Source organism: Kitasatospora sp. NPDC034035 (genome assembly GCF_055575755.1).
Genome location: NZ_JBVISA010000070.1, coordinates 1 through 16,059 on the forward strand (window position 1 = coordinate 1; position 16,059 = coordinate 16,059).

The following is a 16,059-nucleotide window of genomic DNA, read 5'->3' on the forward strand; positions in this document are numbered from 1 at the left end:
TTCTGACGCACCGCCAGGTGCGGGGGTGCCGCCTGGCGGCGTCACCGTGGGTGGTGTCCCGAGGCTGCGCCTCGGGGCCCGGCTGCGCCGGGCGGGGGCGGCTGGGGCCATTCGCCTGCGGCGAATTCGCGGGCAGGGCTTGGCCCCTGACGGGGCAGCAACTGAGAGGGCGGGCGCGGGCCTGCGGCCCGGCCCATCGGGTGCGTTGACGATGTGACGCGAATTTCGGGTAGACAGCCCCTCCCCCTGAGCCGTCCCGCCGTTGACGATGTGACGCAAAATTCCGGTAGCACCCCATCCCCGACCTACGGTCGGGGATCGTTGACAATATGACGCAAATTTCCGGTACAGGCCCCCCCTGACGGGGAGGGGATATCCGGCCGAACGCCCGTTGACGATATGGCGTAAATCCCCGGACGTAGCGTCTCCTCCGGGATCCGGGGCCCCTGCCGGGGCCTGGCCGCCAGGCCCTCCCTGGCCCTCGGCCTGGGACTCCCCGGACAAGCCGCCCAAAGGCCTGACGCCCCGTACCGGGGCGAGGCGGCACCGGGCCGTCGAAGGTACAGGAGCTGTCACCGGCCCAGCCCCGCACCACCCCCAGAAATCAGGCCGATGGCAGGCCGTGAAACAGCCCACCGGCCGTCACACCACACTCGGTCAAAAAGGCCCCGGGGCAGGGCGCAGCACGGGGCCCTCGGTGCGCAAGGGATTGTCACCGGCGCCCGGCCTTCGGATGTCACCGGGCAGACGCGCGGGAATCAGCCGGTAAGCCCGTCCGGAGACGCGCCCGCCAGCCACCTGGGATCCCGCATTAATGTCACAGAAAGCACCGATTCGCTGCCCACTCCTACCGGCTAATAACAACCGGACTGCACTCTCACGAACCCCTGACAATCCAAACCAAAAAGACCACCGGGAAAGGAGACCATAAAACGGGAGAGCCTTCGGCGGGGGCCGGGGCCTGGCGGGCCCTTGAAAAGGGGCTGGGATGTCGCCTACGGCGCCATCGGAAAAAGGGGCGGCGCCACCGGACAACAAGAGCCGGCAGACAACACGGCACGAGCACCGAGGTACGCCGAGGCGGCGCAGCGCCGGGCCGGGGCCACCCTGTCCCCGCCACCTGTCGCGTCCGGACCCCAGACAGGGGCTTTCCGGGCATCCACCCACGTCACAGGCCGCGACAACACCCCACACGACAGGACACGCGACAACCCGACGCGACAACCCCGACAACAGCCGCCAAGGCCCCTCCCCGGCCGGACTCCCGGCGGCCAGGACGGCCACCCAGACCTCGCCCACCCCCGGGCGGGGACGGCGGCCCGGACGGCGGCGAAGCGGCCACGGAGACAGCCACCTCTCCGGCTTGATAACTCGCGCGAGGCATCCCCGACGACGTCGACCAGGCACAGCGACCCAAGCGACCCAGACAGCCACCGTCAGCCCCGGCCGGCCTGGACGGCACCACCGACGGCAGCGAACAGGACGGCCGGCCCGGACGGCGACCCGAACCACCACCGCCGACCCCGAACAGCACCCGGCAGCCAGGACGGCCTGGACGGCCACGCGGCCGGGCGGTCACTTGATGGCACGCGCGAGGCATCCAAGACCCCCAGAATACGCGGGCAAAAGCCAGCGGAAGACCCGAGCGGAACACCGGCTAAAACGCCCCCAGGCACCCCGTCAAAAAACCAGCTAATTCCTCGCCCGACACCCTCACTCTTCACCACATGGCATGCCCACGTCGAACACACACAGCAACCAAAACCAGCCCCGACAGACGCCGGCGCAGCGGTCGGCCGACTGGTCCAGCCGACCCCGCCAAAATCCCCCAAAACACCGCAAGCAGGGCCCCTGCTACTCCAGCAGGTCACACCCGGGGGGAGGCACATCAGCACCCGCGAGAGGAAAGGGACGTAGAAAGGGACGTAGCCCCCACCACAAGCCGCGGGTTAGTTGGGTAAAGACATCATGTGTCCGCCGAAGTGCTTTGGCGGAGGCCTTGTTCACGAGTGCGAGGGGAATGGGGATGGTCGATCCGTTGGAGACTCAGTGCCCTCAATGTCAGGCCAGACCTGGCGTGATGTGTGGTGGTCGAGCGACGGTTCACCCAGTTCGGGCGGGTGCCGCCCGTCTCGGACCCGCAAGCGCCCGTACCGGCTCCCACAGCTACGGCCGGCTGTTCCCTCCCGGCCCAGCGGCCTGGGAGAGTGGCTTTGAGCGTATGGAACCGGACTGGCCGGACTTCCTTGCGAGCCCCTTCAATGGGGGGCAGTTGAGGTGCTGTATGACTTTTCCTGACCAACGGGCCGGATGTCCGGTGTGCGCGCGGGACTGCTGGCTGTGCGGCGCCCGTACCGGTCGGCCGTGCCGCGAACACCCAGGCGTCCGGCGTATCCATCAGATCGCCCACGGCGTCCGACGCTGGAAGCTGACCCCCGAGGCATCCCACGCCTACCGGACAGCCCTCGCACGCGCCTGCCCGCACTGCGGCGCAGTTGCTGGCGGACTCTGCGTCAACGCCGGCGCTGGTCCCCGCACCCCACGGCGAAGCCCGCACGCCTCGCGGTAGAGCGGCTCCCGGGTCGAAGCGGCGAAGCGGGGCAGCGAGCAGATCCACTGACGGCCAGGATCCATGTGCCTGGACTCGATAGATGACCAAACGGGACAGGCTGGTTGGCCAGAGTGCTCTCCTAGATGGGTGCCGGCCAGTGGCGGAGCATCTGCCCCGCCAGTGGACTGCTGCGTACCCGGGTCTTGCCTGGCCAACTACCATGCCCTGGCCGGCCGGGTGAGCTCATGGGCATGGCAGCCTTCCGCGTCTGTGATGTACCCAAAGTGGTCAGCGGTTCTTGAACTCTTCGATGGCCCCCCGTACTGCCTGCTGCATCGCGGCGCTGCCGGCATGCCCGGAGTCCTCGATGATGTGAAGCCGGGTGCCCGGCCACGCTTTTGCCAGTTCCCAAGCTGTCTGCACCGGACTGCCCATGTCGTGTCGGCCATGGACCAGCACGGCCGGGATCCCGGCCAGCTTGTGGGCATTGCGCAGCAGTTGGTCCTCCTTCAGCCAGGCGCTGTTGCTGAAGAAGTGGGCGCAGATCCGTACGAACGCGATCTGCGCGTCGACCTCGCGGTTGCTGTACATGCCGGGGACGCCATTGGGCTCATTCGAGATGACCGCGTCCTCCCATGCGAGCCAGCTGGCAGCGGCCTCTTCCCGGATCGCCCGGTCGGGGTTCTCCATCACCCGCGCGTAAGCCGCGAGCAGGTCGCCGCCCCGTTCGCTCTCGGGAACGCCATCACGGAACCGATCCCACGCCTCGGGGTAGAACCGCCCAGCGCCCCGGTAGAGCCAGTCGGTCTCCGCGCGGCGGGTCGTCGTCACCGCTTGAAGGACTATCTCGCTGACCCTCTCGGGGTGCTGCTGCGCATAGGCCAGGATGAGCGTCGAGCCCCAGGAGGCCCCGTTCAGCAGCCACTTCTCGATGCCTAGACGCTCGCGCAGCCGCTCCATGTCGTCGACGAGGTGCTGCGTGGTGTTCAGGCTCATGTCCGTCGCCGGGTCACTGGCGTGCGGGGTACTACGACCGCAGTTGCGCTGGTCGAAGCGGATCACGCGGTAGCGCTTGGGATCCCAGGCCCTCGTGGACCGACGCTGGGCACCGGACCCCGGGCCGCCATGGACGTTCAGGGCGGGCTTCCCCTCGGGATCGCCGAGTTGTTCGTAGTAGATGCGGTTGCCGTCGCCAGTGTCGAGAAATCCAGAGTCGTAGGGATCCGTCGGAGGGTAGAGATCGACCATAACGGTCGATCCTACGAGGGTGACCAAGGCCGCTCCGGGTAAATGCCAGCTACAGCAACGTTTTTGACACTCTCTCGAGTCGGTGCACCCAGGTCCTTGAAGCGGCCCCATGCCTGGCCAACCACCCCGTCCCGTTTGGCCAACAAGGCGGTCCCGATGGCCAACTGTCGCGTCCCGGCACATCCAGACGTCCCGCGGCCGGGTTGCTCTACAGCTTGCCGTACAAGGTGCCCTACGAGTTGCCCCACGAGTTGCCGTACGAGTGGCCCTACGAATTGCCTCGCCGCTGGTGCCCCGCAGGGAAACACCGCAGGTCAGTGCTGGTGGTCATGGGGGTGTGAGTCCGCCGACTACTTCCCTGTGGACCCTTCGGGGGTTCAGGGACACCCGCCCGTCACCCCTTTGACTGCCAGACTGCCGATCATGACGAATTCCGAGCGGCGCCCGCTGTGGCGTCCCTTCTCCGAGTCCCCCACCGACCCGGCCGCCGTCCAGGCGTCGCCCGCGGCCCGGCTCACCGCGGTGGAGCGGGCCCCCTTCCTCGAACCCGTAGAGGCTCCGGCTCCGCGGGCTGTCCCCGGCATCCGCCGCCCGCTGGGCCCCGGCGGCCTGGCCACCCCGGCCGCCGACAGCTGACCACCCACCACGAAGCGTCGGCTGGGACAGCGAACTGTCCCGGACGGCACCTTCGTCACGCCTTCCCGCTCAGGGGGTCACCAGTCCATCCGGGGGCCGGTGTAGTCGTCCCGAGGTGGTTCCGCAGGTCGGCGGGGGTTGACCAGCCGCCAGAACGGTGTAGTGTCCGTCGGCTTCGCGGTAGCCCTGACGTTGGTCGCCCGCGTTGTTGCCGGGTTTCTGGGGGGCTTGACCGGCGTGCTCGCTCCCCTACCGTGCGGTGCCACGGACCCGCCCCGGCCCTGCCTGGGGCGCCGCACCACTGCACGTCATCGTGTGCGGCTGCGTCCGTCCAGCCACCCACAACTCGGAGGGGAACCATCATGACCACGCGCACTTCACGGCGGCGGCGCCCGGCACCGCGCACCAGCGGGACCACCCGGCGGTCCCAGGCTCCGGCGCAGCCGCAGCGGCCGGCCTGGCGCGATCCGGGCCGGATGCTCGGCTCAGTGCTGTCGAACACCGGCGCCGGGGCGATCCTCACCTCGCTGGCCTTCCTGGCGCAGCACGTCGAGGTGACCTGGCGCTGACGCCGGGTCCGGGGCCGGTCCGCGGACCGCTCGGGGTCTCGGACGCGGACCGGCCCCTCCACGGTGCGCGAACACCGGCCCCGGCGCAGCCCGGACTGGGCCGAGGCGGTGTCAGCCAGCAGTGCCGACATCTTTCCCGACCTCTTCGGCCGGTTCCGGCGTCAGTCCGGTGGGGTCGGGGGTAGTCGTGGCCGGCTGGATGACCGCCACCGCCTGGTCCGTGCCGACGGTCGTGTCGGCGGTGTCCTCGCGGGAGGTCCCCTGCGTCCAGGCGGCCAGCGCCTTGACCATGGCCAGCACGAACTGCTGGTTCCCCTGCGGGCAGTGCGGCTCACGACACAGGTCCTGAACCATCTCCTGGGTCAGGCACAGCTCGAACCGGCGTCCTTCGGCGACCACGAGTACCTGGTGCTCGTGGTCGGAGCTCTCCACCCGTACCTCGGTCTCCAAACCGAACAGGGAAAGGCGGCCCGCCAGGTCCAAGACCGTGCCGTGCGGCACCGCGACGCCGAGCAGAGAGGATGCGAACGCCTTCGGCGGATCCCATTCCGACACGTCCCGGAACAGCGCGGGGACGGTCACCGGGGCGGAGGTGCACTCCGCCAACAGCGCGCCCAGCGAGAAGCCCGCACCGGCGCACGACTTCCTGGCGGCCTCTTCGCGAGCGAGCGCGGCGTAGCGGCGGCCGGACTCCCGTTGGATGGCACGGAGCCCCTGCTTGCGCTTGCGGTCCATCGTCATGACACGTTCCTCCCACGGCACGCCCACGCCCGCGCCGCAGCAAGGCGGTCAGGACAAACACAACTGGAGTGCCGCGCGAGTCCGAGACCCTTGTCCACGGACCGGGGCGTGGGTGCTGTCCGGCCGGGAATCTGGCAGGCGCGCCTGCCGCGCGCACGACATAGCGCATCCACGCGATGCGAACAGTGCCTGACAGAACGTCAGCCGACCCGGTCAGCATCATGGCGAGCCCGACCGGGGTCGCCCGGGATCGCGGGGAGGCCCCCGGCCGGCCACGCGTCAAGGCGTGTCGCCAACCCAGTCCCAGCGCAGAGGATCCTGGGCTCTCGGCTCGTAGTGAGCCCGCCCGCCCGGACCGTGCCGGCCGATCTCGGTGAGCAGCGCGGCGCCGTCGGCCAGGTCCTCGGAGCTCCAGCCGGTCACGTCCAGGAGCAGGCCGTCCAGCGGCCCGGCGCACAGTTCCCGGTATACGTGGCCCGGCTGCGGGCCGGGGTCGGGGTCGTCGTGATCCGCCCCGTACACCCGGCCCCGCATGAGTTCCTCGTCCATGCCGAGCAGCGTTTCAGGCGCCACCGACGCTGCCGTACGGTCGTCGCGCGCAACCGGCTCGCGTCGCAGCTGATCCGCCATTCGCTGCAGGTCCTCCTCCGCCCGGATGAGGCGGTACCTGACGGGGTCGACCGTCCTCATTGCCTCGCGGTGCAGCGCGTGGAAGTCAACCACGGCAGGCGTGGCCGTCTCCCCCGCGAGTTCCAGCAGCCGCACGATGAAGTCCCACGGGGGAAGCCGCTGGCCGTTGAGATACCGGGACACCGAGCCCGGGTCGTAGTGCAGGTGCACCCCCAGAAGCCGTACGGACATTCCGAGCCTGCCGACCAGGTACCTGAGGGCCTGCGCCAGTTCATGGCGCTCGGGGGGCACATCGTCGGGGATCACACCGAATCGGACACGAGGGACGTCGTGCGAGCTCGCGGCCGCCGGTTCTGCCTCTGACGCGCCAGCCGCGCGTTCGCTTGCCGCCCGCAGCCGCTGCTCAGTGGCCCTCATATCCTGCTCGGTCCGCAGGCGCCTCCAGGCCGCGCGCCACTCCTCAAGCGCACCCGCACGGTCGAAGCTGACGTTCCTGCTCACCCCGCCGATGGCCAAGCAGCCGCAGACCACGACGACGACGGCGTGCACGGTCGGCAGAGTAAGGCGCGCCGGATCCAGTGCGTCACACAGGGTGCTGCGCGCGGCGGGGCCGCAGCCAAACTTCTCCGCCGCTCTGGCGATCCGCTCGTAGGACGGGTTGCCGGCCCAGATCTTGAGTTCCCGCAGGCACTGGACGAACTCGGCCACGCCCCCGGCGTCGCGGGGGCAGGGCGGCGCCGCCGAGACGCGGTAGGGCGCAGCTGCGACTCGGCGGGTGCTGGCGATCATCCACTGCTCGGTCCAGTACTGCCGGTCCGCGCCGCAGGCCTGCGCGTAGGCGAGGGTGACGTCCAGGCTCGGCAGCCGGTGGCCGGCGGCCGCCTGGGAGAGCGTGGCGATAGAGTACCCGGCTCGGCGGGCCATCTTCTTGTAGGCGGGATTGCCCGCTTCCTTCCTCACCCGGCGCAGCTCCCGTGCGAGGGTGGAGTAGGGAGCGGTGGGGTCGATGGGCTTTTCGGGTCGGGCCATGCGCACCTCCTCGCGCTGGCACGGTGGTGCCGCTGACGCGGCACCACCGTGGTCGGGCGATCGGGTCAGGCGCGGGTGAGTTCGCGCGCGGCGGCGCCCACCGCGAGGACCGCCGCGACGGCGGAGGAGATGTCGTACCCGAGGACGACCAGCACAATGACGATGACCCCGACGGGGACGATCGCCGGGATCGCGTGCGGGTCGGGCAGGCACTGCTCTCCCGGGCGGTTGGGCATGGCGAAGGCGGTCTTGTACACGGTCACGTGATCACAGTCCTTGGTCCGGACGGATTTTGATGGGCTGTCACGGGATGCCGCCCATGACCCGACCACGATGGCACGCGCTAGACAGCCCTCCAACCCTTCCGGGGTGCGCGGTTCTTCACCGCCATCCGAGTTGACCCGCCGCCCGTTGCCGACCGCTGGCAACCAGTGCAAAGTGGTGCTCCGGTCGGCAGCTGAACAACTCGAGCAAGGCCCCAGGTCACAGGGCCGGGTTGTTTGACGATGTCCGGTTGCATCCGACTTTCAGGTTGCCCCTTCCGCAACCTTCGCCGTGATTCGATGGTGGACGCGTTGCCAGCCGACAACGGTCCGGCAGCATAAGGCGGCTCACCTCCTGGTCCGGACGGTGACCGAACCGCAAGTCAGAGCGCGCTTCCTGTATGCCGCAGGAGCCCTCTACGCCGTCGGCGGTGCCGGACACTCCGGCACCGCCGATCGTGCTTCCAAACAACCTGGGTCCGGGGCGGGCGTGGAAGCTGTGGCACGGCCGGTGGCGGCCCGTCAGGCCAGCATCCGGTCTGCGGCCGCGAGGGCCTCCAGGCGCGCCTGCCGCTGGAGCCGCGCGGCCTGCCTGTGCTCGGGGCAGAGCAGGAACTGCCCCTCACACTGCAGGCAGCCGACCGCTCCGGGCACCGGGACGACGGCGCCCTGGTGCGAGTCGCGCAGAACGCCGACCATGCCGCGCAGCTCGGCCATCAGGGCCCCGTGACGCCTCCAGCTGCCCGCGCAGCCGGTCCAGCTCGTCGGTGACCGCCTGGTCCTCGGCCACACCCGCGCGGCGGCCTGGCCCTCGACGAGACGCGACGCGGGCAGCGGCTTGGGTCAGCTCAGGGTGCCGTTCACGGCTTCGAAGAGCCCCTCGAACCGGGCGAGCGTCGTCTCGCTCAGGCTCTGCATAAAGGTGCTCCGCTGTCGGAGAAGAACCTCAGCGGGACGCCCGTGTTCGGTGAACGGTTGTCCGGTGGCGCGACCGATACGGGCGATGATCCGGTCCGCCCCGTTGAGATCGGCGACCTTCAGACTGGTACCGAAGGCGGTGTTGTAGAGCTTGAGGTAGTCGCCCGGGCTGAAGAGGTCCTCAATGTCGCTGGGATCGATGCCGCTGAACGTGTCGGTCAGCAGAAGTCGCTTCTTGGACAGGAGGCCGCGGTCGGCCAGGTTCTTCAGTTTGGTGACACCGGACGGGCTGCCGTCGATGAGAACGGTGACCTGGAGGGCGCGGCCGACCAAGGCGACGAAGGCGGGGATGTTGGTCGCGCCGCCGGCCGGAAGCACCCGCCAGCGGGGGTCGAGATGGGCGCGGCCGATCTCCTTGAGGTGGTCGCTGAACAGCGTGAGGTAGGTGAAGTCGCTGGTGCCCTCGACCAGGAGGTTGTCGGGTCCGACGAACAGGTTCTGGGCGATGTCGTAGCCGAGGGCTGCTTCGAGGGGGAAGAGGGAGTCTCCGGCCACGGCGAGGGCTTCGTCGGTGACGACGGCTCCGGTCGCCGGTCCTCGGTCTTCCACGATGCGCACCCGGTCCAGGTGGGCGACGTCCACCATGAAGGGGGAGTGCGTGGTGTAGACGACCTGGGCGTGCGGGGCGAGGCGTTCCTCGATGAAGCGAAGGAAGTCGGCCTGGGCCTTCCCATGGAGGGTCAGTGCGGGCTCGTCGAGGAGGACGACCACGCCGTGGGGGTAGTCCTCGAACTCGGAGAAGGCGGCCAGGAAGCTGAAGAACCACTGAAAGCCACTGGAACGCTGGCCGAAGTTGTTGGTGAAGCCGTGCCTGCGGTCCTTGACCCGGACGTCCAGATAGCGGGCGACCGCCGCCTGACCGTTGGGAGTGTTCTGGGTGGTCTTGTCGATGTCGATCTCGACCGACAGATCCGGGTTCTGGGTCCAGTACTCGAAGACTTCCTCCGAGAGCTGGTTGCTGACCGCCTCCAGCTCGGCCTTGCGTTCCTCGAAGTTTTCCTCGGTCAGCGCGCCCGTATTGGTGTCCGCGAGCCGCAGGAGGGCACGCGCGGTCTGCAGAGCCGTGGCACCGGGCTCCTCACCGCCCCCCAGCGCTTGAAGATCAATGCGTCCGGGCAGCGTCTGGTACTCACCGAAGTAGAAGAACTTAGGCAGACGCGCCCGCAGAATCCCGACGACACGGTGCCAGGTGCTTCCCGCCTCAGCGAGACGGGCCCGTGCAGCCGAGGCGACGCTCTGGACCTGCTCAGCGGTGAACGAGCCGTCCTCCGGTTCAGTCAGGGACTCCGCCTGTTCGGCGAGGTCGTCGAGGCACTTGTTGCTGGCAAGGACGGTGCGCAGCGCATCGGGAGCTCCGGTGTCCTTGAGTACGTTGACGCAGGCGGCACTTCCGTCCAGATCAACTGTGACGGTCGCCCGCTTTTTGTAGGACAGGCTCATCTGGAAAGAGCGGCTGGTGACGACACCCGGTCCGAGCTCGTCCTCCACCGCTTTGAGGTCTTCATCGCTCAGCTCGAACACGCAGGTGATCGGCTTGACCTCGTCGAGATCGGACGCCTTCCGGTCCTTGATCAACCGCCACCGGGGGTAGTCCTTCGAGACCTCGAACACATCGTTCGGGTAGACCGGGTTGAAGCGGTAGAGCGCTGACAGTAGCGCGGTCTTCCCGCTCTCGTTCTTGCCGACCAGGCAGGTGACGTCAGGCTGGATGGACACCTTCCCGCTGTCGACGATGTTGCGGAAGAGGCACGCGTGGACGTGTGTGAGATGCATCACGCAAGTGTGGCGAATTGTCTGATCTGCGACTAGTGGTTTTGCCATACCAATGGCTGCCCGCAGGTTCCGAGTCGTGGCCGAGGGCTTGCGCCTTTCCTGAACCCGGCAATTTCGCCGCTGATAGTCGACCGCTGGCTCTGCCAGTAGCGGGGCGCTCTCCTGGGCGGCCTTCCACTGGCTCTTGCTGGTGCTGCGCAGGTTCGGCGGTGGGCCGCTGACCTGCTAATATTCTCTTCGTCGCGAGGGAGATGATTCCTCGTCAGGCGTCAGCGGTGCTACCAGAGCACGTCCTACTTTCAGTAGGGAGAGTCCGTGCAACCCGGGCCTGGCGCTCCACTGTCGGACGAGGTCCGGTGCCCACTCGGGCGCCGGGCCTCGTTCGCGTTTTCGGGCGGTCTGCCACCAGCACGTTAGCGGCCTCTGGGACCGACTGGCCTCGTACGTAGTCCTAAGGAATCCGGCAGTGCCGCGTACGGCGGCAGTGGGCGGGCGGCCCCTCGTGACCGCGCCCGGCTCCTATCTGCTTCCGGCGCTCATCTTCGGGCCCGGCACATCGGGACCGGTCCGCTGCCCGCTCGGGGGTTCGGGCGCGGACCGGTCCTTTCAGTGTGTGCGGTCGGGCGCAGCGGTGCCGCTGGTGTTGGTCCGGGTGGTGTTCAGGGGGTGTCCCCCTGCCAGTCCCAGCGGGAAGGGTCCGTGAGGCGGGGTTTGTAGTGGGCTCGGCCGCCGGCGCCGTACCGGCCGATCTCGGTGGCCAGCGCGGCGCCGGCGGTGAGCTGGTCGGCGGGCCAGCCGGTGACGTCCAGCAGGAGGCCGTCGAGTGGCCCGCCGACGAGCTCGCGGTATTCGTGCCCCGGCTGGGGGCCGGGGTCGGGGTCGTCGTGGTCGGCTCCGTAGACCCGGCCTCGCATCAGCGCCTCGTCGTCCATGAAGCTCAGCATTCCAGCCGCCACCGACACCACACGGGCGGATCCGCGGGGCCGTTCACTACCAGGCCGGTTCGGCGCCGCACGGCCGCGCCCTGGCCGGGTGCTCGGGGCGTAACGAACGGTAGGAGGCGCGGGCACGGACGCCCACGTGGATGTCCGTGCCCGGGTTGCTTCATCCGCTACCGAGGGCTGGCGGGCGTGGTGGCGTTAGCGGGCGTGGCGGCGCAGGAGGACCTTGAGGACCTCCCGGGCGTCGCGGCGGCGGTCGGCACTGCGGGCGGCGACGGCGGTGACGGCCGCGGCGGTGATCGCCACGGCGTACCAGGCGGTGCCGGCTGCGGTGATGAGCGCGGCGTTGTGCAGGACGGGGGACACGGGTGTTCTCCTGGTCGGGTCGGTGGCTGGGCTACTGGCGGAGGAAGCCGTGCAGGTGCCCGGCATGGGACGGCGATGCCGAAGCCATCGTCTTTCGCGGACGGTGTCGGCCGTGCTGCGCAGCTTGTGGTGTCGCCGGACGGGCCATGCTGGCCGAGGGCGAGGGCCGGGAGACTCTCCCGTCCGGTGGTTCGACGGGAGAGCCGGGGCCGGCGGCCGGTCAGCGGCGGCTGGTGAAGGCGGACAGGGTGTCCACCAGGCCCTGGTCGGGAAGGCCCGCGATCCCGTCGGTGCCGTCGGTGCCGTCGGGCCCGTCTGCCTCGGTCCCCGTGTCGCGGTGGATCAGCCGCTCGATCGCGGCGAGCAGGTCGGCGTCCGGCTGCGCGGCCGTGGTGCCGTAGGCGTCGGCGTTCTTGGTGAACAGGGAGAGCAGCCGGAAGTAGTTGTCGACCGGCGGCAGGCTTGGGCGGACGGTGTCGCTGGCTTCGCCCGCGCCGGTGGGCAGGGTGGCGCGTTCGAACCAGGTCTGGGCCTCGCCGAGGTCGCCGTGGTGGAGGTTGTACAGGTACAGGCAGTAGGCGGCCGTGCGATTGTCGGCGCCGGCGGCGTAGCCCCACCAGAAGTCGGCGCTCCTCGGGTGCCCGGTGAGTAGCAGCAGGCATCCGAAGACGAGGGCGCCGTCGCCTCCCTCGCCCTCCCGGGCGAGGGAGGCGATCTGGTGGGGGGCGTCCGCGCGGTTGATGACCCACCGGGACAAGGAGTTGAGCTTGGGCCAGGCGGCCGCCTTCGCCTCCCACCAGCCCGGCTGGGCGTACGTGCCAGCGCCGAAGTCCGCGTAGTCATTGGCCAGGCGCCGCAGGCCCTCGGCCTGCCAGCCCGGCGGGCGCGGGCGGCGCCGGGCCCGGGCGGCGGCGCCCGCGGCGGCGAGCATTGCGTCGAGGTCGAGCGGGGCGTCGGTGCCCTTGTCGATCACCTGGTCTCCTTCGTGGGACGGGGCCGCTGGGCCCGGGGACGGGTGGAGCGCTGCGGTGCGCCGGTGAGGGTGTCCTCGGGCAGACCGAGGTCGCGGCGCAGCTGCTGTCGGGCGCGGCGGTGGTGGTGGTCGACTGTCACAGGCTTGATGCCCAGCAGCCAGGCGATCTCCTCGCGGCTGCGCTCCATGAAGTGCTTGAGCACGATCACGTCGAACTGGCGGGGCGGCAGCTGCGCTATGGCCTGGCGCAGCTCGTCGGGCTCGCGGGAGAGCCGGACGCGGCTGCGGATCATCGCGTGGCCGAAGGTCATTTTCCAGAAGAAGGATGGCGCGCCGGCGGGCCCCTCGGGCCTGCTCAGACGGCGCTTCTCGTAGGCGACGGCGGCGCGCAGCACGTCCCAGGCGGCCTCCATGAAGGAGCGCTCTACGAGCATGTCGTCCCAGGTCACCAGGATGTACAGGAAGACCTCGTGGATCAGCTCCCAGGCCGCCCCGGTGTCGGCGAGGCCGACCTCGGCGTACTCCAGGTAGGTCTCGCTCTGCGCGAGGTAGAAGGCCTCGAACTCGATCGGCAGGGCGTAGGAGCGGGGCGCCTGCCAGGGCGGGGCGTCCCAGTCGTACCAGGCGTCGGGCCCGGTGCCAGTGGAGAAGATCTCGCCGCCGCTCATGCCGCACCGCCAGTGCTCTCGCGGTGCCCGGTACTCGGCTCCAGCGGCCCGGCGCAGGCCGGCCGCCCGGACCGCGCGGAGCCGGCGCGGCCCCGGGGGTCCGCCTGGAGCACTCGACCAACGGTGGTGTTCAACTCGCCTCGCTTCACTCACAGGACAGGGAGAGGGACGGTGGCCCGGAAGTTCCCGGACGCCCCGTCAACCAGCTAAGTGGGTACGAGAGCTGAACACTCATGCGCTTCGCGACGAATTCACCGACCGGGTGCGGCCGGACACGACCAGTGATCAAACTACCGCTGGGTAGGGACGGTTGCCGAACGCAACTTTGCTGATCACCGCAGTGTCGAGACCTCCCCGGCCGCCCGATCCGCCACCGACACCTGGGACGACCCGCCCCAGTGATCTGTCTCACACCGGTGCGACCGTAGGCCCTGGCCGGACAACTCGGCTCGCCGCAGCGCAAGTTGTGACGCGGATGTCGAGCGATCAGCGGCGCTGCACTGCGGCCTTGCGGTTGATGATCCCGGCTGCGGTGTACGCGCTTCTCCCCCTACCCGACGAACGTTGCTCCCGTAACCGATGCGGCTCTCTTCCGCTGGGTCGCCGTTCGTCACCCCAACGTCCCTGTGCGATGTGACCGATCGCGACAAGCACCGATCGCACGCCAGCAGGGAAGGAACCTCCGAGACGTCCCCTTCGGGCATCGAGTAGTCGGCGGTGAGGCCCTCGGGAAACGGGGCCACCCAGTCCACCGTCCGCACCCTGATCTCGCTCTGAGCTGCCACAGCTGGCCGGTGGTGGCGCCCGCAGGCAGTACCTACTCGATCGCCGACATGCGAAGGCCTTCCTAGCTGCTCGAATCCGATGGATCTGGCCCGTGGTCCGCCACGGGATGGGAACGGCACATCCCGAATCCGGCACGGCCTCCCTGCCATGAGGACTGGGCTGGCCTGTCCCCTAGCGGTTCAGCGCAGGCCGCGCCACACGGGCTGGCGCAATCTGCCGGCGTCGGTGAGCTCGAGGAACTCGACGTCGGCGCGCATCTGGGGACGGACGAACCGGACCACGGTGCCGCGCGGCAGTCCCAGCCCGGCGGCGGCGGTGAAGGGGGACACCGGTGAGGAGATGCGGCGCAGGGCGGCGGCCAGTGCGCGCCGCTCCGCCCCGGCGAACCCGGTGCCGACCGAGCCGACGAACATCAGCCGGCCTTCGGCTTCGGCGGGGACGCCGACCAGGACGGCGCGTACGGAGGCGTCGCCCGGACCGCCGGGCAGCCACCCGCCGATCACGACCTCGGCGGTCCTCAGGTGTTTGATCTTGACCCAGTCCCGGGACCGCGTGCCCGGCCTGTACGGGGAGTCGGACCGTTTGGCGACGACACCTTCTAGTGCGTGCTCCCGTGTCCATCCGTAGGCCTCGGCCACCGAGTCCCACGCCGGCGGGCGACGTGCGGCAGCCTCACCTGTGCGGATCCCCGAGGGCTCATGTCTCCAGGGTGCAACTGCCCAAGCCCGCGACGAGGCTGGATGCGGCCGGTCGGCCGACACCGCCGCCGGCCGGGGTGCCGCGTACGAGCCTCGTACGGCGTTCGGCAGCCGAACTTCGCGTGGTGCCGTCGCCGGCCACGGTGAGGCGCCCGCGGGCCGACCTCCCCTGGTGCTCAGCCCCTCGGATGACGACTTCGTGGGACGCTCGCGAGGGCGTGACCTGATGGCCGCCGGTCATCGCGCGGTGTCGTGCGTTTGTTCAGAGTCGGCGCAGGACGGCGACGACCTTGCCGAGGATGGTGGCGTTGTCGCCGTTGATGGGCTCGTACGCCGGGTTGTGCGGCATCAGCCAGGTCCGGCCGGCCTCGCGCTTGAGGCGTTTGACGGTGGCCTCGCCGTCGATCATCGCGGCCACGATGTCGCCGTTCTCGGCGACGGGCTGGCGGCGCACGACGACGGTGTCCCCGTCGCAGATGGCCGCGCCCGCACCGCTCATGGAGTCGCCGGACACGGTGAGGGCGAACAGCTCGCCGCCGCCGACCAGCCGGCGGGGCAGGGAGAAGACGTCCTCGACCGTCTGCTCGGCCAGGATCGGCCCGCCGGCGGCGATCCGGCCCACCAGGGGGACGGGGACGGCGCCGGGCGCCGCGGCGTAGGCCGGCGTGGCGGGTGCCTGGGGGCGGTCGGCGGTGACGCGGTAGGCGCGGGGGCGCTGGGAGTCCTGGTAGAGGACGCCCTTGCGGGCGAGGGCCTTGACCTGGTGGGAGACCGAGGAGGTGCTGGACAGGCCGACGGCCTGGCCGATCTCGCGCATGGACGGCGGGTAGCCCCGGCGCTGGACGCTGTCCCGGATGACCTCGATCACCCGGCGCTGGCGCGCGGTGAGCCCGTCGGCGTCGATGCCGGTGATGCCCTTGGGGCGGCCGCCGGCGGCGCGCTGTGTGCTGGTGTCGGCCATGGTGCCCTTCCGGTGGTGCGGGTGGTCACCGTATCCCGCGTGCGGCGGGCCGGTCACCGGGTCTGTGTCGCTGACCTGCGCGAACGCGGGCCGGGTCGCTGGTTCGACGGTCATCGGAAGTCCCTGCTGCGGGCGCCGGGGGCGAGGGTGAGCGGGGTGAGGCGGGTGGCGACGAGGTTGATGGCGCCGTCCCGGCGTTCGGCGGTGCCGTGGACGAGCAGGCCGGCGGCCTGGGTGGCGGTGCGCCG

At 70.0% G+C, this 16,059-nt stretch carries 14 protein-coding genes and 2 pseudogenes; 2 read left to right on the forward strand and 14 right to left on the reverse strand.

Features of this window, described 5'->3' with window-relative positions:
- Nucleotides 1-2,839 precede the first annotated feature (2,839 nt).
- A complete protein-coding gene (pip, locus tag ACZ52J_RS41890; protein ID WP_465626635.1) occupies nucleotides 2,840-3,799 on the reverse strand; it encodes a prolyl aminopeptidase in 960 nt (319 codons plus the stop codon).
- A 423-nt stretch (nucleotides 3,800-4,222) separates the two neighbouring features.
- On the opposite strand from pip, the gene ACZ52J_RS41895 reads away from it, so the two are divergent.
- Nucleotides 4,223-4,435, forward strand: a complete 213-nt coding sequence (locus tag ACZ52J_RS41895) for a hypothetical protein (RefSeq protein WP_465626637.1) — start codon at nucleotides 4,223-4,225, stop codon at nucleotides 4,433-4,435.
- 362 nt (nucleotides 4,436-4,797) lie between these two features.
- Nucleotides 4,798-5,004 (forward strand): hypothetical protein, encoded by a 207-nt coding sequence (locus ACZ52J_RS41900; protein ID WP_465626639.1) that lies wholly within the window; start codon nucleotides 4,798-4,800, stop codon nucleotides 5,002-5,004.
- 111 nt (nucleotides 5,005-5,115) lie between these two features.
- Here the strand turns inward: ACZ52J_RS41900 and ACZ52J_RS41905 are convergent, their stop codons facing one another.
- The 13 genes and pseudogenes from ACZ52J_RS41905 to lexA form a co-directional block, all read right to left on the reverse strand.
- Nucleotides 5,116-5,745, reverse strand: a complete 630-nt coding sequence (locus tag ACZ52J_RS41905) for a hypothetical protein (RefSeq protein ID WP_465626641.1) — start codon at nucleotides 5,743-5,745, stop codon at nucleotides 5,116-5,118.
- Nucleotides 5,746-6,024: 279 nt separating this feature from the next.
- A complete protein-coding gene (locus ACZ52J_RS41910) occupies nucleotides 6,025-6,294 on the reverse strand; it encodes a hypothetical protein (RefSeq protein WP_465626655.1) in 270 nt (89 codons plus the stop codon).
- Nucleotides 6,295-6,495: 201 nt separating this feature from the next.
- A pseudogene (locus ACZ52J_RS41915) lies at nucleotides 6,496-7,404 on the reverse strand (helix-turn-helix transcriptional regulator); the annotation flags it as partial.
- Nucleotides 7,405-7,469: 65 nt separating this feature from the next.
- Nucleotides 7,470-7,667 carry a hypothetical protein gene (locus ACZ52J_RS41920; protein ID WP_465626643.1) on the reverse strand — a complete coding sequence of 66 codons (198 nt, stop codon included), beginning with the start codon at nucleotides 7,665-7,667 and terminating at the stop codon, nucleotides 7,470-7,472.
- A 522-nt stretch (nucleotides 7,668-8,189) separates the two neighbouring features.
- Nucleotides 8,190-8,384: a hypothetical protein gene (locus ACZ52J_RS41925; RefSeq protein ID WP_465626645.1), complete on the reverse strand. Its 195-nt coding sequence runs from the start codon at nucleotides 8,382-8,384 to the stop codon at nucleotides 8,190-8,192.
- Between the two features lie 126 nt (nucleotides 8,385-8,510).
- Entirely contained in the window at nucleotides 8,511-10,418 is a 1,908-nt protein-coding gene (locus ACZ52J_RS41930; protein WP_465626647.1) for an AAA family ATPase, read from the reverse strand.
- 659 nt (nucleotides 10,419-11,077) lie between these two features.
- Nucleotides 11,078-11,362: a hypothetical protein gene (locus ACZ52J_RS41935; protein ID WP_465626649.1), complete on the reverse strand. Its 285-nt coding sequence runs from the start codon at nucleotides 11,360-11,362 to the stop codon at nucleotides 11,078-11,080.
- A gap of 195 nt (nucleotides 11,363-11,557) precedes the next feature.
- A complete protein-coding gene (locus ACZ52J_RS41940) occupies nucleotides 11,558-11,725 on the reverse strand; it encodes a hypothetical protein (protein WP_167395631.1) in 168 nt (55 codons plus the stop codon).
- A 220-nt stretch (nucleotides 11,726-11,945) separates the two neighbouring features.
- Nucleotides 11,946-12,698 carry a hypothetical protein gene (locus ACZ52J_RS41945; protein WP_465626651.1) on the reverse strand — a complete coding sequence of 251 codons (753 nt, stop codon included), beginning with the start codon at nucleotides 12,696-12,698 and terminating at the stop codon, nucleotides 11,946-11,948.
- Nucleotides 12,695-13,366, reverse strand: a complete 672-nt coding sequence (locus ACZ52J_RS41950; RefSeq protein ID WP_465626653.1) for a sigma-70 family RNA polymerase sigma factor — start codon at nucleotides 13,364-13,366, stop codon at nucleotides 12,695-12,697. The genes ACZ52J_RS41945 and ACZ52J_RS41950 overlap by 4 nt, the downstream gene beginning before the upstream one ends.
- A 965-nt stretch (nucleotides 13,367-14,331) precedes the next feature.
- Nucleotides 14,332-14,655 (reverse strand): ATP dependent DNA ligase, encoded by a 324-nt coding sequence (locus tag ACZ52J_RS41955; protein ID WP_465626657.1) that lies wholly within the window; start codon nucleotides 14,653-14,655, stop codon nucleotides 14,332-14,334.
- Nucleotides 14,656-14,688: 33 nt separating this feature from the next.
- A pseudogene (locus ACZ52J_RS41960) lies at nucleotides 14,689-14,913 on the reverse strand (hypothetical protein); the annotation flags it as partial.
- 199 nt (nucleotides 14,914-15,112) lie between these two features.
- Nucleotides 15,113-15,811 carry a transcriptional repressor LexA gene (gene lexA / locus ACZ52J_RS41965; protein ID WP_465626659.1) on the reverse strand — a complete coding sequence of 233 codons (699 nt, stop codon included), beginning with the start codon at nucleotides 15,809-15,811 and terminating at the stop codon, nucleotides 15,113-15,115.
- Nucleotides 15,812-16,059 lie beyond the last annotated feature (248 nt).